At 65.4% G+C, this 19047-nt stretch carries 21 protein-coding genes; 10 read left to right on the top strand and 11 right to left on the bottom strand.

Annotation, left to right across the window (positions count from 1 at the left end; translation table 11 throughout):
• Positions 1-95 precede the first annotated feature (95 nt).
• The 4 genes from CIT40_RS21550 to CIT40_RS21535 form a co-directional block, all read right to left on the bottom strand.
• On the bottom strand, positions 96-719 hold the full coding sequence (locus CIT40_RS21550; RefSeq protein ID WP_162307603.1) for a transglutaminase-like cysteine peptidase: 624 nt from the start codon (positions 717-719) through the stop codon (positions 96-98).
• Positions 720-1050: 331 nt separating this feature from the next.
• Positions 1051-1662, bottom strand: a complete 612-nt coding sequence (locus tag CIT40_RS21545; protein ID WP_094895511.1) for a PilZ domain-containing protein — start codon at positions 1660-1662, stop codon at positions 1051-1053.
• A gap of 69 nt (positions 1663-1731) precedes the next feature.
• Positions 1732-2898, bottom strand: coding sequence for an MFS transporter (locus CIT40_RS21540; protein ID WP_094895510.1), 1167 nt, complete (start codon positions 2896-2898; stop codon positions 1732-1734).
• A 52-nt stretch (positions 2899-2950) separates the two neighbouring features.
• A complete protein-coding gene (locus CIT40_RS21535) occupies positions 2951-4147 on the bottom strand; it encodes an MFS transporter (protein WP_094895509.1) in 1197 nt (398 codons plus the stop codon).
• A gap of 461 nt (positions 4148-4608) precedes the next feature.
• On the opposite strand from CIT40_RS21535, the gene CIT40_RS21530 reads away from it, so the two are divergent.
• From CIT40_RS21530 to CIT40_RS21515, 4 genes are all read left to right on the top strand, one after another.
• Positions 4609-5760, top strand: coding sequence for a zinc-binding dehydrogenase (locus CIT40_RS21530; protein ID WP_094895508.1), 1152 nt, complete (start codon positions 4609-4611; stop codon positions 5758-5760).
• 102 nt (positions 5761-5862) lie between these two features.
• Positions 5863-6285: a VOC family protein gene (locus tag CIT40_RS21525; RefSeq protein ID WP_094895752.1), complete on the top strand. Its 423-nt coding sequence runs from the start codon at positions 5863-5865 to the stop codon at positions 6283-6285.
• 100 nt (positions 6286-6385) lie between these two features.
• Entirely contained in the window at positions 6386-6898 is a 513-nt protein-coding gene (locus tag CIT40_RS21520; protein ID WP_094895507.1) for a hypothetical protein, read from the top strand.
• A 105-nt stretch (positions 6899-7003) separates the two neighbouring features.
• The gene (locus tag CIT40_RS21515) at positions 7004-7432 is read left to right on the top strand and encodes a GFA family protein (protein ID WP_094895506.1); all 429 of its coding nucleotides are present in this window, start codon (positions 7004-7006) and stop codon (positions 7430-7432) included.
• A gap of 24 nt (positions 7433-7456) precedes the next feature.
• Here the strand turns inward: CIT40_RS21515 and CIT40_RS21510 are convergent, their stop codons facing one another.
• Positions 7457-7810: a cupin domain-containing protein gene (locus CIT40_RS21510; RefSeq protein ID WP_094895505.1), complete on the bottom strand. Its 354-nt coding sequence runs from the start codon at positions 7808-7810 to the stop codon at positions 7457-7459.
• 119 nt (positions 7811-7929) lie between these two features.
• The gene (locus CIT40_RS21505; protein WP_094895504.1) at positions 7930-8670 is read right to left on the bottom strand and encodes a metallophosphoesterase family protein; all 741 of its coding nucleotides are present in this window, start codon (positions 8668-8670) and stop codon (positions 7930-7932) included.
• Positions 8671-8935: 265 nt separating this feature from the next.
• On the opposite strand from CIT40_RS21505, the gene CIT40_RS21500 reads away from it, so the two are divergent.
• Complete coding sequence (locus tag CIT40_RS21500; RefSeq protein WP_094895503.1) at positions 8936-10912, top strand: DEAD/DEAH box helicase; 1977 nt, start codon at positions 8936-8938, stop codon at positions 10910-10912.
• Between the two features lie 76 nt (positions 10913-10988).
• Here the strand turns inward: CIT40_RS21500 and CIT40_RS21495 are convergent, their stop codons facing one another.
• Together CIT40_RS21495 and CIT40_RS21490 are read right to left on the bottom strand one after the other, a co-directional pair.
• The gene (locus CIT40_RS21495; RefSeq protein ID WP_094895502.1) at positions 10989-11297 is read right to left on the bottom strand and encodes a hypothetical protein; all 309 of its coding nucleotides are present in this window, start codon (positions 11295-11297) and stop codon (positions 10989-10991) included.
• 117 nt (positions 11298-11414) lie between these two features.
• On the bottom strand, positions 11415-11921 hold the full coding sequence (locus tag CIT40_RS21490) for a GNAT family N-acetyltransferase (protein WP_094895501.1): 507 nt from the start codon (positions 11919-11921) through the stop codon (positions 11415-11417).
• A 125-nt stretch (positions 11922-12046) separates the two neighbouring features.
• On the opposite strand from CIT40_RS21490, the gene CIT40_RS21485 reads away from it, so the two are divergent.
• Positions 12047-12433, top strand: a complete 387-nt coding sequence (locus CIT40_RS21485) for a COG4315 family predicted lipoprotein (protein ID WP_162307602.1) — start codon at positions 12047-12049, stop codon at positions 12431-12433.
• Positions 12434-12443: 10 nt separating this feature from the next.
• Here CIT40_RS21485 and CIT40_RS21480 read toward each other — a convergent pair whose 3' ends face one another.
• Entirely contained in the window at positions 12444-12998 is a 555-nt protein-coding gene (locus tag CIT40_RS21480) for a PAS domain-containing protein (protein ID WP_094895500.1), read from the bottom strand.
• A gap of 453 nt (positions 12999-13451) precedes the next feature.
• On the opposite strand from CIT40_RS21480, the gene CIT40_RS21475 reads away from it, so the two are divergent.
• Together CIT40_RS21475 and CIT40_RS21470 are read left to right on the top strand one after the other, a co-directional pair.
• Complete coding sequence (locus tag CIT40_RS21475; RefSeq protein ID WP_094895499.1) at positions 13452-14285, top strand: rhomboid family intramembrane serine protease; 834 nt, start codon at positions 13452-13454, stop codon at positions 14283-14285.
• A gap of 193 nt (positions 14286-14478) precedes the next feature.
• Entirely contained in the window at positions 14479-14907 is a 429-nt protein-coding gene (locus tag CIT40_RS21470; RefSeq protein WP_094895498.1) for a CBS domain-containing protein, read from the top strand.
• A 23-nt stretch (positions 14908-14930) separates the two neighbouring features.
• Here the strand turns inward: CIT40_RS21470 and CIT40_RS21465 are convergent, their stop codons facing one another.
• Positions 14931-15959 (bottom strand): patatin-like phospholipase family protein, encoded by a 1029-nt coding sequence (locus tag CIT40_RS21465; RefSeq protein ID WP_094895497.1) that lies wholly within the window; start codon positions 15957-15959, stop codon positions 14931-14933.
• Positions 15960-16200: 241 nt separating this feature from the next.
• Between CIT40_RS21465 and CIT40_RS21460 the strand changes: the two genes are divergently transcribed.
• Together CIT40_RS21460 and CIT40_RS21455 are read left to right on the top strand one after the other, a co-directional pair.
• Entirely contained in the window at positions 16201-17274 is a 1074-nt protein-coding gene (locus CIT40_RS21460; RefSeq protein WP_094895496.1) for a hypothetical protein, read from the top strand.
• A 205-nt stretch (positions 17275-17479) separates the two neighbouring features.
• Positions 17480-17890 (top strand): hypothetical protein, encoded by a 411-nt coding sequence (locus tag CIT40_RS21455; RefSeq protein ID WP_244611822.1) that lies wholly within the window; start codon positions 17480-17482, stop codon positions 17888-17890.
• A 120-nt stretch (positions 17891-18010) separates the two neighbouring features.
• On the opposite strand, the gene CIT40_RS21450 is transcribed toward CIT40_RS21455, so the two are convergent.
• On the bottom strand, positions 18011-19003 hold the full coding sequence (locus tag CIT40_RS21450; protein WP_167443367.1) for a zinc-dependent alcohol dehydrogenase family protein: 993 nt from the start codon (positions 19001-19003) through the stop codon (positions 18011-18013).
• Positions 19004-19047 lie beyond the last annotated feature (44 nt).

Below are 19047 nucleotides of genomic sequence, written 5' to 3'. Positions count from 1 at the left end.
GCCCAGCCATTGGGGGATGGCTGGGCGCGCGCGAACCGGTCTGGGACGGGGAGGGGTGGGGATGTGACCGGGTCGCGTAACTCCTTGTCTCGTTCTTAATCTCTCGCGCTGGCGGTGGAGACCGCCGGCTTGGTATCGCCCAGCGAAACCCAGACGTTGGGATCGCTCTGCGACTGGCGCTTGACGAAGCGGTAGCCGGTCTCCGTCCAGGCAACGACGTTCTCGTTCTGATTGTCGAGAACGAACTCGCCCTTGTCGGTCTTCACCGTCAGCACCGCGTGTCCTTCGCCCTTCTTGTCGCGCACGACGGTGATCAGCAGGGCCTGGCGGGGCCATCCGGCATCGATCAGCATCTTGCGCTTCAACAACACGTAGTCTTCGCAGTCGCCGTAACCGTCGGTCGGCAGCGACCATTTCTCGATCACGCCCCAGTGCTCCTGGTCGGTCAAAGGCTTGACGGTCTCGTTGACCCAGCGATTGACCTTGACGAGGTCGCGCCATGCGGCCTGCGACATCACGATGTCGCGCGGCTGCGTCGGCGCGCTTTGGCACTGAGCGGTATTGTCCGCGCAGAACTCGACCCAGCCGATCGGCGCACGCGTGGTGTCGCCGAGGCTCGCGTAGAGCAGACGGCTTTCGCCGGCCTGCGCTGCCGCGCTGATCCCGAAGAGCATGGCAGCCAGTGCCAGCCCTTTCCCCTGTCCCTTGAAATCAAACATTGCGGCCCCCGTTTCTTGTTGGGACCACATTTCGCACGGAGCTTTTGCGTTGCCGCTAAGTCAGCCAAGTCAAGTCGAGACGAATACAAGTAAAAGGCGCGGCGAATTCGATCTATACTTGAATCGAATTCTCATAAAATTTGAAGCAACTGCAATTGATTCAAGTTTTATCGATTAACGCGGAAACGTTGGCGGAACCGCACTTTCTGTGCGCAAACGGGTCGCGCGTTAACCGGCGCGAGGCCTGTCATCACGCATGAAAAAGGCGGCGTCCGCATTGCGGAGGCCGCCTTCGGGGCTGGAAATACGTGGGATTTGGCGTGCAGGCGCTTTACCGCGCGGTAACGCTCTCTTCGAGTGTCTCGATCGGCTGCGCGTGGACGAACTCGAGCGCGAAGCCGTCTTCGAGGTTTCGGACCACGCGGCCCTGGACCCGGCCGAGCAGAACCGTCGATTTCAGCGGCGGCCGGTTCTCCGCGGCAATAGCCGCGCCGGACAGGGAGAGGTCGATGATGCGGCAGGTCATCTTGGTGCCGTCCTCGAGCGTCAGCACCGCGATCGGGTTGCGCGGCACGATACGGTCGTGGCGGCGGTCTTCCGGCAGGTTGAGGATGTCGCGGTTGGCGAGCCAGGTCAGCTGTGCCGCGAGCTTGTCGCGCTTCCTCGGCGTCGCCCCGACCGTCATGGCGAAGCCGTTGTCGATGATGCGGGTGATCTTGCCCTCGACGCGGCCGATATGGTCGAGATAGGCGACGACGCGGTCGCCGACATTGCCGATGCCGGGGGCGAGCAGCGCGAGGCCGCCCGGCGACATGTTGATCACCTGGCAGGGGAATTCACGGCGATCCGGCAGCATGTAGCGGCCGAGCAGGTGGACCTTGACCCGCTGGAAACGCCGACGCTCTTCGGCGGCCGGAAGAAATTTTTTGTTCGCCAACGCCATTTTCACAACCCGACCCCCCGCCTGGCGGAGTCCGGGGACGACCCTAAGGTGCATAGGGTTAATGCCGCGTTAGGATTGGGTGCGGCGGTCACGGACGGACACAATGCGTTCGAAAAGCCACATCAGCGGCGGGCAGGCCAGCACTGCCAACGCGCCGAGGTCGAGCGCGACCGCCGCGGTCCCGGCCGACTTGGCAAGCCGTCCTGCCACGGCCGGCCCCAGCATCATCGCCGCATAGAACAGCGTGTAGAACACGCCCATTCCGATCGCTCGCGTCTGCGGCGCGAGCACCCGGGCGGCCAGGCTCATGATCGGGCCGGCGGGCAGGCCGCCGATCAGGCCGCCCAGGACGAGGATCGCAATCACGGCATCGGACCGGGTCAGCCAGGCGAGCAGGCCGGCCACCACGAGGCTCGCCGCGATTGCCAAGACAAAGGGGTGCTTGGTGCGATCGGCGAGAAATCCGCCTGACGGCACCGAGATCACCGACAGCCACATCACGAGGCTGATCGCCGAGCCCGCCGCCGCAATGCTCCAGCCGCGCTCGACGAGCAGCGAGGGGCCGAACGAGAAGATCATGGCGAAGCCGACATTATAGAGGCCCCAGATCGTGCCCGCGACGATCACCGCCAGCAGCGCAAGAGGATCGAGCCGGCCGGAGCCGGCCGCGCTGGCTGTCGTCGCTGGCGGCGGCTGGTAGAACAGGATTAGCACGATGCCGATCGCACTCAGTGCGCCCGTTGTCAGGAACACGGCGCCTGCGCCGTACGCGGTGCCTATCGCCGGCAGCACCAGCAGCGAGATCGCAACGCCGGCCGGCCAGGAATTGACGAAGATCGCCATCGCGGTTGCGATCTCCCTTCCGGCGAACCAATCGGCGCCCATTTTGGTGAGCTGCACCGTCAGCAGCACGCCGCCGGCGCCGGAGGCGAGCCGGCCTGCCATCTGCAAGCCCCAGATATCGGTGGCGGCTATGACGAGGCTGCCTGCCGTCATCAGCAGCAGCGCCGCAATGGTCGTGGATTTATCGCCGAGCTTTCGCCCGATCGCGCCGCCGGGCAGCGCCAGCACGATGCCGGGCGTGAAATAGAGTCCGATCAGGATGCCGATGTCGGCGAGCCCGACGCCGAAAGTCTGCTGCAGCAGCGGCGCCACCGCGGCCACGCTCTGGAACTGGAATGCAATGGTGAGGCGAACGACGAACAGGATCGCAAGAATGCACCAGCGATTGCGCAACGCCTGATCTCCCCATGCCCTGTGTCGAAGGTGCGGTGGGCAGGGGCGAGAGTCAACCGGCCGCCTTTCTCGTCGCTCGACCATAGAGCAGAACCAGCAGCGCCAGCAGCACCGCAGCCGACAGCCCCAGCGACCAGTGGATGCCGATCGCCGCGCCTGCGACCCCGACGGTGATGCCGCTGAACGCCCGCATCCCGAGCCCCGCCATATTATAGAGACCGACCACGCGGCCGCGAATGTCGTGCGGCGCATTCAGCTGCACCAGCGCCTGCGCCATGGTGTTGAACGACAGCTCGAAGAAGCCGGCGCAGAACAGCAGCACAATCGCAACCGGATAGATCCGCACCGTGGCGAAGCCGAGCAGCGCCACGCTCCAGAGCATCGCAAGCAGGATCGCGGTGCGCGGCGTGCCCTTGAGGCGTCCCCAGGATTCCAGCGCGATGGCGGCGAGCACCGCGCCGGCCGCATCGGCCGCGAGCAGCACGCTGTAGGAGACACCGGGATCGCCATGGCCGAGATCGCCGGCATAGCCCGGCATCTGGGCGTGATAGGCGTTGCCGATCATGAAGGAGGTGAGGCCGGCAAGCCAGGTCATCGCCGTCAGGGTCGGCTGGGTGCCGATGGCGCGGATGGTCAGCACGATGTCGGCAAGGCCTCGCACCGCGAAGCGCCGCGCCGCCACGCTTCTGTCCCGCACGGGTGCCCAGAACAGCCAGAGCAGCATCGGCAGATAGAACAGCGTGTTGAAGATGATGCCGTGCGAGGTGCCGAGCGTCAGCATGATGATTCCGCCCACCGCAGGTCCGACCAGGATGCCGAGATAGCGCGCCATCGCGTTGAGCCGCACCGCGCTCGGCAAATCGGCGGGGCCGACGAGGTCGTAGAGCAGCAACTGGTTCGGCGTCTGCCACAGCACGCCGGCGCAGCCGTGGATCACCAGCAGCAGCATCGCGTGCCACATCTGGATCGTGTCGGTGAGGAAGAAGAAGCCCCATCCGCTCGATGCCACGATGAACAGCAGCATGCCGCACTGGATGATGCGGCGCGGGTCGAACCGGTCGGCAAGGCCGCCGACCGCGACCGAGAACAGCAGGAACGGCAGCCAGTGCGACAGCACCGCAAAGCCCGCCAGCGCCGGCGAATGGAATTTCTGGAACACCACCCAATAGCTGATCACATGCTCGATGTTGTCGGCCATCATCGCCAGCACGTAAGAGCCAAACTGGAGCCGGTACGGCCCCGACTTCATCGCCGCGAACGAGCCGGACGCAGCGGCGGGATCTTGGGGCAGGGGATTCAAGGGGCATGACCTAGGGTGAGACTATCGGCGCCTTACACGCTCAGCGCTGAACGCTCAAGGCAGTTGGGTGGGATAGTCGCCATGCACTGCTGCCACACGCACCGCCGTCATCCTGAGGCGCGAGCGAAGCGAGCCTCGAAGGATGGGCAGCAAGCGCCTGTAGCTCATCCTTCGAGGCTCCCCGCGCGACGCTACGCGTCGCACGTCTCGCACCTCAGGATGACGACTGAGTGTGTAGCTGCACCGTAACCCGGATGAGCGAAGCGATAACCCCGGACCGCTTGTCCCAAATGTCACTTTGCTCATGCGCACTATTAGACTGCCACCTTGGCACGACCGTACATCTCACATACGCTTCACCTCACGCCCGCACCCATCAATCAGAACAGACGGGCATCGAGGAAATAGCCATGGAATCCATTCGCGTATGCACCCATGCAGGGCCGGGCTCGGAGCCCGTCATCAAAACCGTGCCCTGGCCGAAGGTCGGCCGCAAGGCTGCGCTGATCAAGGTCGGCGCCTGCGGCGTTTGCGGCACCGATCTGCACATTCTCAAAGGACACTGGCCGAAGCCGCTGCCCTGGCCGTTCACGCTCGGCCACGAGATCGGCGGTGTCATCGTCGAGTGCGGCGAGGAATTCACCGAGGACTTCATGAGCAAGCCGCTCGGGGTCGGATCAAAAGTGATGATCCCGCCGCTGATGCCATGCGGCCAGTGCTATTACTGCATCCACTACCCGCAAACCGCTAACAAGTGCCTGACGCCGGTCTATTACGGCCGCTATCTCGGCTTCGACAAGGCGCCGCACATGTGGGGCGGCTGGGCCGAATATGTCTATGTCGATCTCGAGATGCTGCCGGGCACCAAGATCTACAAGCTGCCCGACGACATGTCGCTGCGGTTAGGGGCACTGTCCGAACCGCTGACATCGTGCATCCGCGCCTTCAACCGCGCCAGCCGTGCCGGCGGTTTTACCTGGGGCGACACGGTGGTGATCCAGGGCTCCGGTCCGATCGGCATTCTGGCGGTCGCAGCCGCCAGGGAGATGGGGGCAGGGCGCGTGATCTGCGTCGGCGCCCCCGAGGAGCCGCGGCTCAAGCTTGCGCGCGAGTTCGGTGCGGAGGCGACCGTGAACATCGAGGAGATCAAGTCACCCGAGGGGCGCATCGCGCGCGTCCGCGAGATCGTCGGCGGCTTCGGCGCCGATCTCGTGATGGATTGTTCGGGGCACCCTACCGCCGGCCCCGAAGGCATCGAGATGCTGCGTGACGGCGGCACCTATGTGGAGATGGGCCAGTTCACCGACGCCGGCTCGATCGAGACCTCCTGGCATCGCATCTGCACCAAGGATCTCAACGTGCTGGGCTCCTGGGGCTTCACCGGCAACGACCTCCCGCTCGGCGTCGACATGCTCTACCGCACCCGGGACAAATATCCCTGGCTGAAGATGCAGACGATCTATCCGTTCACGGACGAAGGCGTCGCGCAGGCAGTGAAGGACGCGATGGCGATGAAGACGGTGAAGTCGACCATCGTGCCGTGGCCGGAATTGGTGGAGTGATTTTGTAGCCCGGATGAGCGAAGCGACATCCGGGCCTTGGCTGAAGTCTTCCCGCATGTCGCTTCGCTCATGCGGGCTACGAGCCGAAGTATGAAGGACGCGATGACCAACGATCAGACACCCGAACCAACCCGGCGCTCTCCCTTCAACGCCATCCGCGCGATCGACTACACCGTCATCTTCGTGCGCGACATGGCCGCGATGCGCCGCTTCTATGAGGACGTGCTCGCCTTTCCCCTGCTGCGCGAACTGTCGCCGAACTGGATCGAGTATGGCCTCGGCAGCAACACGCTCGCCCTGGCGAAGCCGGGTCGGACCGCCGCCGATGCACCGGTGCCGTATGGCACGGCCTCCCTGCAACTGGCTTTCAAGGTATCCGCCGCCGAGGTCGACGCGTGCGCCGACGAACTCGTCCGGCAAGGCGTTGCGCTGGTGTCACCGCCCACCAACCAGTCCTTCGGCCACCGCACGCTGTTCTTCCGCGATCCCGACGGCAATCTGCTGGAGATCTATGCCGAGATCTGAGACGCCGACCCGGAAAAGTTCCCGCCGGCTGCCTCGAACTATCCACGCGGAGGTGAAACTTAGGCCCAGGTTCCGGCTTTCACTCTGCGGGAGAGATGCCGTGAAGCAAATCCTGAGACCGATCACCTATATCCTGGCTGCGATCTACTTCCTGGTGGATGCGGTCTTCATGGCCGTGGCGGCGCCGATCGCGCGCTGGATCGGGCGGCACGCTGAATTCAGGCGTTTGAGCGCCTGGATCAAATCGCTTTCGCCATATGCGTCGCTTGCATTGTTCCTGGTGCCCGTGATCATTCTGGAGCCGGTCAAGCCGGTTGCTGCGTACCTCACTGCGACCGGCCAGGTGCTGAGCGGAGCGATGGTCTTGATCGTTGGCGAATTGCTCAAGCTGGTGCTGGTCGAGCGCCTGTTTCACCTCACGCGCGACAAGCTGATGCGCATTCCCGCCTTTGCCTGGGCTTACGGAAAATACGCCGCGGCGAAGGCCTGGCTGCAGGAGACGGACGCCTGGCGCGCCATCCGGGCCGTGAGCCGCGCGGTGAGGGACAGTGTTGCGCGGGCAAGAACAAGACTGGTCAACGGCTTCAGCAGGCTGGCGACCTCTCGGAATTGAAGGGTTGCGCGAATTTGTCTTACATCTCGTTCGATCCCCGCTAAGACAGTCCAGTGCGCCCCGAGCCGGGCGTGGACGTGATCTGGATCGGGGTACACACGGACCATGACGAGTGACGCGACCGTTCGAGCAGGCCAGTGCCATTGTGGCTCGGTGCGCTTCGAGGTGACACTTAGCGACGGCTTCAAGTCGATCCGCCGCTGCACTTGCTCCTATTGCCGAATGCGGGGCGCCGTCGTTGCGATGGCGGCCATGGGCGGGATCAGGTTCCTGCGGGGCGAGGAGGCGCTGACGACGTACCGCTTCCAAACCGGATCGGCGCAGCACTTCTTCTGCTCCCGTTGTGGAATCTACACCCACCACCAGCGCCGGTCCGACCAATCCCTCTACGCCGTCAATGTCGCCTGCCTGGATGGGGTGAGCCCGTTCGATTTCGCAGAGGTGCCCGTCATGGACGGCGTCAATCACACCAATGACACCGGCAAGCCGACGCGTCAGGCAGGCACGCTTCGCTTCATCCCGACGGCCGACTGAGGGCTACCCGGCCGCGATACCCTGCTACGCGAGCTTGCGGGCTGCCGCGGTCGCCTTGTCGCCCGTGTTCGGCGTGCCGGTCGGCTCGATCAGCATCAGGTGAACCTCCTCGCGCGCCACGGGACGATGCTCGACGCCTTTCGGCACGACATAGAGTTCGCCCGGACCCAGCCTCACCGTGCGATCCCGCAATTCGATCTCCAGATTGCCTTTCAGGACCAGAAAGAAATCGTCGGTGTCGTCATGCTTGTGCCAGGTGAACTCGCCTTTCACCTTCACCACCATCACGTCGCAATCGTTGAAGGTCGTGACCGTGCGCGGCGACCAGTAGTCGCTGAAGGTCGCGAGCTTGTCGGCAAGCGATATGCTACCTGTCATGTGTCACCCTTGCTCTCCTCGTGGGCATGATCTGGGATGGCGTGGCGGAGATGACAAGCCGTCCTTGTCCGCGTCGCGCGCTTGCTTGCCGCCACGTAGCGCAAAGCTCTCGACAGCCGCTATTTGACGTATCCTGACAGCATCGCCTGCGCCCATTCAGGCCGGTTGTTGGCGAGCGCGCGCGCCGATGCGGCCTCCCAATCATATTCGAGGGCCAGCAACTCGACCTGCCAGCCCCTGTTTCTCTTGGTGAGGATCGCGTATCGGGCGTGAGGCGAGCGGTACTCGAGGCTTGCGGCAAACGGGATGTCCGCGAAGACGGGGCAACCAACGCTGCCCGGGTTGAGAACCATGCAATCGCGGGGGCCATTCACCGCAGCCTGGCGGTGGCTATGGCCGCACAGTACCACGCGCGCCATCGGCTCGCTCGCGAGGCGTGCTGCCAGTACGTCGCGGCGTGCCGGCACGAAGCGGCCGTCGTCGAGCGATTCCTCCAGCAGGCACGTCGTGTCGTTCTCGGGCGTGCCGTGGCAGGCCAGGATCCCATCGTCCAGCCGCAGTTGGGACGGCAGGCTGTGCAGCGTGAGACGTTGCTCCGCCGTCAATGCGCGACGCGCAAATAGACCCGCCGGCGAGAGCTTGTCGTCCGGAAACTCCTCGATCCAGCGATCATGGTTTCCGCGCACGGTCGGCAACGCCAGCGACTGCAGCGCTTCGAAGGTCTCTCTCGGCCACAACGGGCTGGTGACGCAATCGCCGAGGTTCACGGTGTGATCGACGCCGCGCGCCTTGATGTCGGCGAGCACGGCCTCCAACGCCGCAAGGTTGCCGTGGATATCGGAAATGACTGCCAGTCGCATCGTTGTGGTCCCCATCCATTCCGGCTCGGTTGCCGCCAGACCGGCCGTGCCGATGTTAATCAAGGTAGTCGCAAAAATCCTCTGCAACCTCCAGGGCGCGGCTCTCTTCGGCAAGCCATGCATCATAGGCATGGTGATTTCCGGGCACTTGGCGTAAAGAGCGCCCAGATCAAATCAGCGTGCGGCCGGGCCTATTGCCGCGCACGCAGCTCAGGCCCCTCGGCTCACCGCCTCCGCGCCTGAATTAACCAAGGTTCTCCATCCCGTGTCTTTTCCGGCCCTGACCCCGCCGCTCGCCCGCGCTTTGGCTGAGCGGAATTACGATTCACCGACCCCCGTTCAGCTCGCCGTGCTCGCGGACGAAGCCGCCGGCCGCGACCTCCTGGTTTCGGCCCAGACCGGCTCCGGCAAGACCCTCGCTTATGGCCTCGCCATGGCCAGGGATCTGCTTGGCGATGCCGAGCGCTTCGGGCGGGCGGCCGCGCCGCTCGCCTTGATCGTGGCGCCGACCCGCGAGCTCGCGATGCAGGTTCAGCGCGAACTCTCCTGGATCTACCAGCATGCGGACGCGCGCGTCGTCTCCTGCGTCGGCGGCATGGATCCGCGCCGCGAGCAGCGCGAGCTTGCGGCAGGCGCCCACATCGTCGTCGGGACGCCCGGCCGGTTGTGCGATCATCTGCGGCGTAACCGCCTCGACATCTCCGAATTGAAGGTGGTCGTGCTCGACGAGGCCGACGAGATGCTCAATCTCGGTTTTCGCGAGGATATGGAATTCATCCTCAAGACCACCCCGGAGACGCGCCGCACCCTGCTGTTCTCGGCGACGTTCCCGCGCGGCATCGTCGCGCTCGCCAAGCAATATCAGCAGCAGGCGTTCCGGATCGAGGTCGCCGGCGACGAAGGCGGTCACGCCGACATCGAGTACCGCGCCATCCGGATCGCGCCCGCCGATGCCGAGCATGCCGTCGTCAACGTGCTGCGCTTCTACGAGGCGCCGAGCGCGCTGGTGTTCTGCAGCACGCGCGATCACGTCAGGCATTTGCAGGCGGCATTGCTGGAGCGCGGTTTCTCCGTGGTCGCTCTGTCGGGCGAATTGACGCAGAACGAGCGGACCATGGCGCTGCAGTCGCTGCGCGACGGACGCGCCCGCGTCTGTGTCGCGACCGACGTTGCTGCCCGCGGCATCGACCTGCCGAGCCTCGACCTCGTCATTCATGCCGATTTGCCCAACGACGCCGAAGTGATGCAGCACCGCTCGGGCCGCACCGGGCGCGCCGGACGCAAGGGCACGAGCGTGCTGCTGGTGCCGCCCGCCCGGCGGCGTCGCGCGGAGCTGCTGCTCAATCTGGCTGGGGTCGACGCGAACTGGGGCACGGCGCCGCAGGCGGAGGAGATCCGCAAGCTCGACCACGAACGCATGAAGGACGTGCTGTTCACCGAGGAGACCACGGCCGACGATCTGGTGCTGGCCCAGGCGCTGCTCGCCGAGCGGTCGGCCGAGGACATTGCCGCTGCGCTGGCGCGGCTCTATCGCGCACGGCTGCCGTCGCCCGAAGACATCCTCGATCCCGGCGAGCGCACTGGCCGGCCGCGTGACGATCGCGGTCGCGACAATGTTCGCACGCCGCGCGGCGACGATGGCCGCGCCCCACGCGACGACGATCGCCCTGCGGGGCCGCGATCGAAACCAGGCAAATCCTCGGCCCGTCACGGCATGGGAGAGGCCACCGTCTGGTTCCGCGCCAACATCGGACGACGCAAGAATGCGGAAGCGCGCTGGTTGCTGCCGATGATTTGCCGCCGTGGCGGCATCGACAAGGGCGACATCGGCGCCATCAAGATCATGGACACCACGACCGAGTTCGAGATTTCCGAGCGGGTCGCGGAGTCCTTCGCCGTCAAGATCAAGCGTCCTGACAAGGAAGACAATATCCGCCTCGAGCCGATGGCGGGCGCGCCGCAGCAGCAGGCCCCTGTGGAGGAGCGGTCCCAGGCGCCCCGGCGCGAGAGCCGCGACAGCGATCATCGCGAACGTCGCGACGATCGTCCGCGCGACAAGAGTGAGTTCAAGCCGCGCAGCAAGCCTCATGGCGAGCGCGGGCCGAAATTCGATGATGCTCCGTCTTCTTTCGGCAAGAAGAAGCACAAGAACAAGCCGGGTCACGCGGAGCCGTCGGTCATGCCGTGGCCCGCGAAGGGCGCGCCTGGAAAGAAGCCGAAGAAGAAAAAGCATCGCGGCTGAACCGGCGCCGTTCAGCGCAGGCGACAATGATGCCGCCGGATTGCACCGGCGGCATCATCTGCATCGTCAGGTGGGCTCAGCGGCCGCCGCCGCCGCCACCACCACCACCTCCGCCACCACCACCACCGCCGCCACCGCCATCACGCATCGACGAGCTGTAACGAGGATCGGTCTGCTTCATGTAGATCGGCGAGGTGTCGTGATGGGTGACGGTCGGGCGGCTTCTGCCAGGCGCGTTGGGCGTCTCGACCACGATGCCGCAGCCTTCGAAGAAGGCGGTGTCGCAGCCATAGGTGCGGTATTGCGCCGCGTTGGCGCTGGTCGCGGTGAACGCAGCCGTCGCAACGCATGCGACGAAAGCAAGTTTCGACAATGTGAGTTTCATGGATAGTCTCCAGCCTCGGTTCGGCGAGACCGGAAGGGCTCGCACACACCTTCGACGGGGGCTGATCCAACCCGGTTCGAGGCGGCGGTTCACGCCCGCGTGAGGCGGGAAGGGACGTTACGTCGCAGCGAGGTCGCGCAGCATGTAGGTCGCGCCCTCGCCGTAGGAGGCGAATTTTGCGCGCAGCGCCGCATCCGCCGTGACGGGCCGAAAGCCGAGACGCTGCCACAGCGGCTGCGTGGCGTAGACCGAGACCAGCGCGAGCGTTGTGATGCCTGACGCGCGCGCGAGCTGCTCGACATCAGCAACATAGGGGCGCGCGACGCCGCCGCGAAAGTCGGGCAACACCGCAACGTCGTGCACGTAGAGGCAATCCGCATCCTCAGGCAGTCGTTCGAGCAAGCCGTCGAGCGGCGGGATCCGGTGCCGCTTCCAGGGATGCGAAAGCCCATAGCCGGCGATCTCGTCGCCGGCAACGAGCACGCGGCATCCGTCGGGAGAGAGCCGCATCTTCTCGGCGAGCACTGCCGGGCTTTCGGGAAGATCGGGATGAATCCGCGCCGCGATCGCGCTGATCGCGGGCAGGTCGGATGCGTGGGCGGGACGCCAATGCGGCTTGCTCATGTCGATCCCACTTTATTCCACCGCCTTGTCGTGCGCAGCGAAAAATATCTTTGCCGCGCCGTCAGGAATACCGGACCGCGGGCGGCGTCCTACCCATGCAAGCCAATTGCATGACAGGAGAACTCATGACGTCCTCGATCCGCCTCGCTCTGACGCTGGCACTCTCGCTCGCGATCGTTCCCGCCGCCTTTGCCGCGCCGCCGACCAAGACGGGCAAGACCGACAAGGGCAGCGTACTCACCGACGCCAAGGGCATGACGCTCTACACCTTCGACAAGGACGCGGACGGCAAGTCCGCCTGCAACGGTCCGTGCGCGACGAACTGGCCGGTGCTGAAGGCCGAGGCGAGCGATGCCGCGAGCGACGGCTACACCGTCATCACGCGCGACGACGGTTCGAAGCAGTGGGCCTACAAGGGCAAGCCGCTCTACACCTTCGCCAAGGACCAGAAGCCCGGCGATATCACCGGCGATGGTTTTCTGAACGGTGCATGGCATCTGGCGATGCCGTGAGAGCGGGCGACTATCTCAGCCCCTCATACACCATCAGCCCGCGTGCGATCTGCAATTTGCGGATCGCGCGCGGCAGCAGTTTCTCCGGCTGGTGCAGATAGCGCCAGGAGGTGAGGGTGAAGGTCGAGAGCGCGCCGCATTCGTCGTCGAACGGCGCGAGCACGCCCGTCACGCTCACCGGCGTGTGCGGGCGGGCGTTGAACGGCAGCAGCAGCAGTTCGAGATAGGCCTTGCTGCCATCCTCTCGCGTGGCCGTGACGCCGGCGATCGCACCCAGCGCCTCGTCGGCGACAACGGTGGTGATCTCCTCGATCTCGCCGCGGCTCGCGTCAACGAACAGCGCCGCAAAGCTCTGGTCCTTGAGGTCACGTCCCGCCAGTGCACAGACGCGCGTGCCCGCGACGCGGAACGGAAAGCCGAGATTGGGCTCGCAGGACAGCACGAATATATCGCCGAGCAGGCCGCGGACCGCGGCCGGATCGATGTCGGCCCGGTCAGGGGCCCGTGCAGCGCCGCGCTTGTTGTCCCAATACGCGAAGAACGCGCGGCTCGACGGATGTTTCATGTCTGAACGCTTATCCCGGGGCGCAACCTCGAAGGGACAGAGCTGTCCCGCTTCAGTGCACCCGCGATCCCTGTGTTGTTGTGCAGGAGGGGATTTGCAGCGTCCATGCCGGGAGGCCGTTTTCGCCCCCGTTAAGGCGGTCTTTGCGTCGTTAACGTTAAATTAACTATGGCCTTTGCGCCTCGCGCCGCGCTGCTATGGTGATCTCGGTCGCAAGCCTCGCCGCTTTCATCCAGGTTCTCGGCGGGGCCTGTACACAGGGCGTCAAACAGTTTGGTCACGGGCCGCGGGGAGGGGTGGGGATACACCTTCATTCCTCCGGCACCGGAAGGCCGACACGGACAGGCAGGGCCTCCCAGGGCCCTGCCTTTTCCTTTTGTGCACTTGCGCTGGGCCGGCAAAGGCGACTATCTGCAGACGGATCGCTCCGATCGCGCCTGAAAGCGAACTGCCTTGGATTCCCCGCACGATTCACCGCCGCAGGACTCTCAGCCCGGCCTCCCGGTCGCCCAAGAGGCTGTCCATGAGGAGGCTCCACGCGAGCCGATCCTGACGCTGCCGTTCGCGCTGACCGCCTATATCGTCCTGCTGGCGGTGATCCATCTGCGGGTGCTGCTGCCGCCGGAGCTCGAGAACTGGACCATCGACGTCTTCGGCTTCATCCCCAAGCGGTACGATTCTTCGCTGCTCAATCTGGAGATCCCGGGCGGCGCCGGCGCCAAGGTCTGGAGCTTCGTCACCTATTCGCTGCTGCACGCCAACCTGACCCATCTCGGCTTCAACGTGCTGTGGCTGCTGCCGTTCGGCAGCGCGCTGGCGCGGCGGTTCGGCGCGGTCAGATTCTTCCTGTTCCTGGCGGTGACGGCGGCGGCCGGCGCGGTCGCCCATCTCGTCACCCATGAGCATGCGGTGGCGCCGATGATCGGCGCCTCGGCCTCGGTGTCGGGCGCGATGGCGGCCGCGATCCGCTTCGCCTTCGTCCGCGGCAGCTTCCTGTCGTTCAACCGGGCGGACGCCGATACCGCGGCAAGGGTTCCGGCGCTGCCGCTGTCGCGCGCGTTGCGTGACGGGCGGGTGGTCGGTTTCCTCGCCGTGTGGTTCGGCGTCAACATCATCTTCGGCGTCGGCGCCATCGGCGTCGATTCCGAAACCACGAGCGTGGCGTGGCAGGCGCATATCGGCGGCTTCTTCGCCGGCCTGCTGCTGTTCGCGCTGTTCGATCCGGTGCCGCGCATGCGAAACGATGCTGCGGATGCGTCATCACAGGACGTTTCAGACCGTATCTGAAGCGGCGCTTGCGGCGCGGCCCGAACTCATCCATCATTTACGGGAAGAATGTTCGAAGCGACAAAGCGCCAATTGCGCTGCCTCGAAAAGCGCCTGCACGTGAAACCGGCGCCAAACAAAACTGTTAGTTGAAGACTCGAAGAACAAGTCCGAATCGCCAAAAGGCGGACGGGTCCGATTCAGGGAGGCAACAATGACGGTACGCTCCATTCTCAACACCAAGGGCCACCAGATCATGAGCGTCGAGCCCGACGCGAAGCTGGCTGCAGCGGTCAAGCTGCTCGGTGAGAAGAAGATCGGCGCGGTGCTGGTGATGAACCAGAGCCGGCTCGAGGGCATCCTGTCCGAGCGTGACATCGTTCGCGTTCTCGGCGAGCGCGGCGCCAGCGCGCTGGAGGAGCCGGTCGCTCAGGTCATGACCCGCAAGGTGGTGACCTGCAAGGAAACCGACACGGTCGCCGAACTCATGGAGATGATGACATCAGGCAAGTTCCGCCATCTGCCCGTGATCGATAACGGCAAGGTGGTCGGCCTGATCTCGATCGGCGACATCGTCAAGCGCCGGGTCCAGGAATACGAATCCGAGCAGGAAGCCCTGCGCGACTACATCAAGACGGCCTGACGCGCCTGCCTTGGTCTTCCGCCTTATTCCTCGGCCTTGGGCGCGTGGCCCGCGGGCGCCGGCGCCAGCACGTCGATCGCCTCCTGGATCGACTCCAGCGCGCGTTCGGCGGCGCGCGCGCCGTGGGCGATCAGGTCCTCGGAGCGATGGAAGTCGAACCAGCCGAACTGGCCGACCCGCGGCGAGATCAAGAGATCCGGCGGATCTCCGGCGAGGCGGGCGCGGGTGATGCGGTCCTGCATGATGTTGAAGGCATCAACCATCACCGAGGAGATGCCCGGGCGCCCGGCGCTGCCGAAAAACTCGCGCTTCATGGCTTTCTCGGCCGAGAAGAGCCGCGGAAAGCGCCGCTTGGCCGTCGTCTCCTCGGCCTCCGGGGCGACGGGTGCGGGCATCGCGCCGTGCGAATAGATCGTCGTGGAATGGGTGAAGATGTCGCTGGAAAGATTTGCGGCGATGACGATTTCGGCGCCGAGCGCGCGGGCGGCCGAGACCGGCACCGGGTTCACCAGCGCGCCGTCGACCAGCCAGCGATCGCCGACCAGCATAGGCTGGAAGATGCCGGGCAGCGCATAGGACGCGCGCATCGCATCGACCACGCGGCCATGGGTCAGCCAGATCTCGTGGCCGGTGCGGACTTCGGTCGCGACGCTCGCGAACTTGACCGGGAGATCCTCGATCAGGGCCTGCCCAACCGCATCCTCGAGGCGGCTTGCCAGCTTCTCGCCGCCGAGTAGGCCGGAGCCGTTGAGGCGGATGTCGAGATAGCCGAGGATGTTGCGCATCCCCTGCAGGCTGCGCCCCCACTCCTCGAACGTCTCGAGCCGGCCGGCCGCATGGAGGCCGCCGACCACGGCGCCGATGGAGGTGCCGACCACGACGTCGGGAACGATGCCGTTGGCGAGCAGGGTCCGGAGGATTCCGATATGGGCAAAGCCGCGCGCGGCGCCGCCACCGAGGGCGAGGCCGATGACCGGCCGGCGGGTGGGGCCAAGGCCGATCTTTTCGCCATTCGAGCCGTTCGCGCCTCGACCCTTCAATCTATCCAGCACCGAAACTCTCCCACGGGGCCTGCACCCTCAGACTAGGCACCGCCTTTGCGCTCCGCCATATCAGGCGCGAAGCATGGTTTATGCCGCTTTGGAAAGGGCTCGGGGCAGGAGTATGGCGGGAGACGGTTGCCTCTGGTGTAATCACGCAGGCGTCAACCGGGTTCCATCGATCGCGTGTGCCCGTATTTCCTGGGGTTTCAGAGGCTTGAATTTGCCGCGTTTTCAGTGAAAAGCAGGGGGTATGACACGCGGGGGTGACGGCATCATCGGACGGCGGCGCAGCAGCAGGCTGGCGCCGGTGCTGATCCTTGTCGCGTGCCTCGTTGCCTCAGGCCAAACCGCTGCGCAGGCCCAGCTTTTTTCGGACCGTCCGCCGCCGGTGCCGCCGGCTTCGGTGCCCGACCCCGGCGGCGCCGTCAGCCTGGCGCCGCCCTCCGGTCCCGGCGCCGGCCCCCCGAGCCTGCCGCCGACCCTGATGCAGCCGACGACCCCCAGCATGCCGCCGCCCGCGGTCACGACCGTGCCGCCGGCCGCCCCGCTCAACGCAGCCGTGCCCGGACAGGGCGTGCTGTCGCTGACCGCGAAATACGGCAAGGATTCTCCGGCGATCACCAGCGGCCTGGTCTGGCGCGTGTTTGCCGACCGTCCCGACGAGAACGGAACCTTCAAGCTGATCCGCGAGGACCGCAGCGCCACCCCGAACATCGTGCTGCCGCCCGGCAATTACGTCGTGCACGTCGCGTTCGGCCTCGTCAGCGCGGTGCGCACCGTCAGCCTGAAGGCCGAGACCGACCGCGAATCCTTCGTGCTGCCGGCCGGGGGCCTGCGGATTGAGGGCCGGGTCGGCACCACCCGCATTCCGCAGAACCAGATCTCGTTCGCGATCTACAAGGGCAGCCAGTTCGAATCCGGCGAGCGCGCCTCGCTGGTGCCGAACGTCGCCGCCGGCGACGTCGTGCTGCTGCCGGAGGGCACCTACTACATCATCTCCAACTATGGCGACGCCAATTCGGTGGTACGCTCCGACATCCGCGTCCAGGCCAGCAAGCTCACCGACGTCACCATCACCCACCGCGCTGCCGTGATCACGCTCAAGCTGGTCAGCGACAAAGGCGGCGAGGCGCTCGCCAATACCGCCTGGTCGGTGCTGACCCCCGGCGGCGACGTCATCAAGGAATCGATCGGCGCCTTCCCGCGCGTGGTGCTCTCCGAAGGCGAATACCGCGCCATCGCCAAGAACGAGGGCAAGGTCTACGAGCGCGGCTTCAACGTCGTCAACGGCGTCGACGGCGAAGTCGAGGTCGTTGCGCGCTAGGGTCCTCGCGCCCAAGGTCCTGGCGGCGGTGCCGCCTGCAGCCTGACACCTGACCTGATACCCGGCACGATAGTTATCATTGAGCGCACGAGCGTGCGTCTCCTGTTACCGCCACATCAGTCGTGGGGCTTCGTCAGTAAGGGCTCGTGCCCCGTCAACGTCCTGTGTTCTGCTTTGAATACCGCGAGCGCAAGCTGATCGCCTCGTGGGGCTAAAGAAAACACCGCTGGCGAAAGCTTATTCCCTGCGCCATCGCGACTTCGTCACAGCGGTGCAAGAGACGAATTTCCGATCATCAATTTTATTCTCTTTCCACTCCGCTGGGTTATATGTCGGGCATCCGTCTCATGGGGGAGGCCGGAGCGAGGGCTTGGATGCCTTGGCAGACCGGCAAGGAGCAGGGGCCAAGCTCGTCGGCATGTTCGAAGTGATCCTCACCAGGCGCAAGCGGTTTGGCTGGCGATGGCAAGTGTGCGACCAGTCCGGCAAGATCTTTGCCGACGGTTTCGAGCGCACCCGGCCGTCCGCCAAATATCAAGGCGAGCGCGCATTATTCTTCCTGTTGTCGCAGGCCTACCACCTGCGCAATCGCTCCGCCGCGGCCAGCGAGGATTAGCGGCGGGCGCCTTGTAGCGAGCCTTCGTAGCCCGGATGAGCGCAGCGATACCCGGGACCTTCGTGCTTCAAGCGAGAACCCCGGATATCGCTGCGCTCATCCGGGCTACGAACCCCCACCTTACATATCGACGACGAGCTTGCCCTTGGCGGCGCGGTCCCTGATCAGCGCATAGGCCTCGCCGACATTCTCTAGCGTGAAGCGCCTGGCGTCGAGCAGGGGCACGAGCTTGCCGGCTTCAACGAGGCGCGTGGCCTCCGCCATGATCTCTCCATGATGCGCGCGGCCTTCGCCCGACAGCAGCGGCAGCAGCGTGAACACGCCTGAATAGTTGGCCGCCCGGAACGACAGCGGCGCAAGCGCATGCGTACCCCAGCCGAGCGCGCTCACCACATGGCCGAAGCGGCGCACCGCTTCGAAGGACGCGTCGAGCACCTTGCCGCCGACGGTGTCGTAGACGATGTCGAAGCCGCGGCCGTCGGTGTGCTGCGTCACGTAGGCTTCGAGCGGACTGTCGCGATCGATGAACACCGCGCCAAAGCCCTCGATGGTGGCGCGCTGCGACGGCGAACCGGTTGCGAACACCTCCGCTCCGAAGGCGCGCGCGATCTGGATCGCGACATGGCCGACGCCGCCGGCACCGCCGTGGATCAACACCTTCTGGCCTGCCTTCAGCGCCGCCCGGTCGATCAGGCCTTCCCAGGCCGTGATGACGATGAGGGGCAGGGCGGCCGCTTCCCGCATGCTGAGATTGGCGGGCTTCAACGCGAGGAGATCGGCATCGACCGCGGCGAATTCGGCCAGCGATCCCTGCACGCCGCCGACACCACCGGTCATGCCGTAGACCTCGTCGCCCGGCTTGAACCGCGTCACCTCGCCCCCGGCCATTTCGACCACGCCGGCGAGATCGATTCCCGGGATCGCCAGCAGGGGATGGCGCGCATGTGCCGCGGCGCCGGCATGGATCTTGGTGTCGAGCGGATTGACCCCGCTCGCACGCACCCGCACCAGCACGTCGTGCGGGCCGATCTCTGGCATGGAAATGGTTGAGAGGCGCAAGGGGGCGTTGTGGGTCTCCAGGACGCCGGCGCGCATCGTCGATGGTCTCGTCATGATCGTCTTGCTCCGTGATCGGCTCAATATGCCCATGAAATTTT

This window comes from Bradyrhizobium amphicarpaeae (assembly GCF_002266435.3).
Taxonomy (GTDB): Bacteria; Pseudomonadota; Alphaproteobacteria; order Rhizobiales; family Xanthobacteraceae; genus Bradyrhizobium; species Bradyrhizobium amphicarpaeae.
Note: the sequence above shows the minus strand (reverse complement) of the source record. Positions and strands in the feature narration are given on the sequence as shown.

What these genes read in the sequence shown, in the direction of transcription:
- CIT40_RS21550 (WP_162307603.1), bottom strand. Translation starts at nt 719, where the DNA reads ATGTTTGATTTCAAGGGACAGGGGAAAGGGCTGGCACTGGCTGCCATG.
- CIT40_RS21545 (WP_094895511.1), bottom strand. Translation starts at nt 1,662, where the DNA reads ATGGCGTTGGCGAACAAAAAATTTCTTCCGGCCGCCGAAGAGCGTCGG.
- CIT40_RS21535 (WP_094895509.1), bottom strand. Translation starts at nt 4,147, where the DNA reads ATGAAGTCGGGGCCGTACCGGCTCCAGTTTGGCTCTTACGTGCTGGCG.
- CIT40_RS21530 (WP_094895508.1), top strand. Translation starts at nt 4,609, where the DNA reads ATGGAATCCATTCGCGTATGCACCCATGCAGGGCCGGGCTCGGAGCCC.
- CIT40_RS21525 (WP_094895752.1), top strand. Translation starts at nt 5,863, where the DNA reads ATGACCAACGATCAGACACCCGAACCAACCCGGCGCTCTCCCTTCAAC.
- CIT40_RS21515 (WP_094895506.1), top strand. Translation starts at nt 7,004, where the DNA reads ATGACGAGTGACGCGACCGTTCGAGCAGGCCAGTGCCATTGTGGCTCG.
- CIT40_RS21510 (WP_094895505.1), bottom strand. Translation starts at nt 7,810, where the DNA reads ATGACAGGTAGCATATCGCTTGCCGACAAGCTCGCGACCTTCAGCGAC.
- CIT40_RS21505 (WP_094895504.1), bottom strand. Translation starts at nt 8,670, where the DNA reads ATGCGACTGGCAGTCATTTCCGATATCCACGGCAACCTTGCGGCGTTG.
- CIT40_RS21495 (WP_094895502.1), bottom strand. Translation starts at nt 11,297, where the DNA reads ATGAAACTCACATTGTCGAAACTTGCTTTCGTCGCATGCGTTGCGACG.
- CIT40_RS21490 (WP_094895501.1), bottom strand. Translation starts at nt 11,921, where the DNA reads ATGAGCAAGCCGCATTGGCGTCCCGCCCACGCATCCGACCTGCCCGCG.
- CIT40_RS21485 (WP_162307602.1), top strand. Translation starts at nt 12,047, where the DNA reads ATGACGTCCTCGATCCGCCTCGCTCTGACGCTGGCACTCTCGCTCGCG.
- CIT40_RS21480 (WP_094895500.1), bottom strand. Translation starts at nt 12,998, where the DNA reads ATGAAACATCCGTCGAGCCGCGCGTTCTTCGCGTATTGGGACAACAAG.
- CIT40_RS21470 (WP_094895498.1), top strand. Translation starts at nt 14,479, where the DNA reads ATGACGGTACGCTCCATTCTCAACACCAAGGGCCACCAGATCATGAGC.
- CIT40_RS21460 (WP_094895496.1), top strand. Translation starts at nt 16,201, where the DNA reads ATGACACGCGGGGGTGACGGCATCATCGGACGGCGGCGCAGCAGCAGG.
- CIT40_RS21450 (WP_167443367.1), bottom strand. Translation starts at nt 19,003, where the DNA reads ATGACGAGACCATCGACGATGCGCGCCGGCGTCCTGGAGACCCACAAC.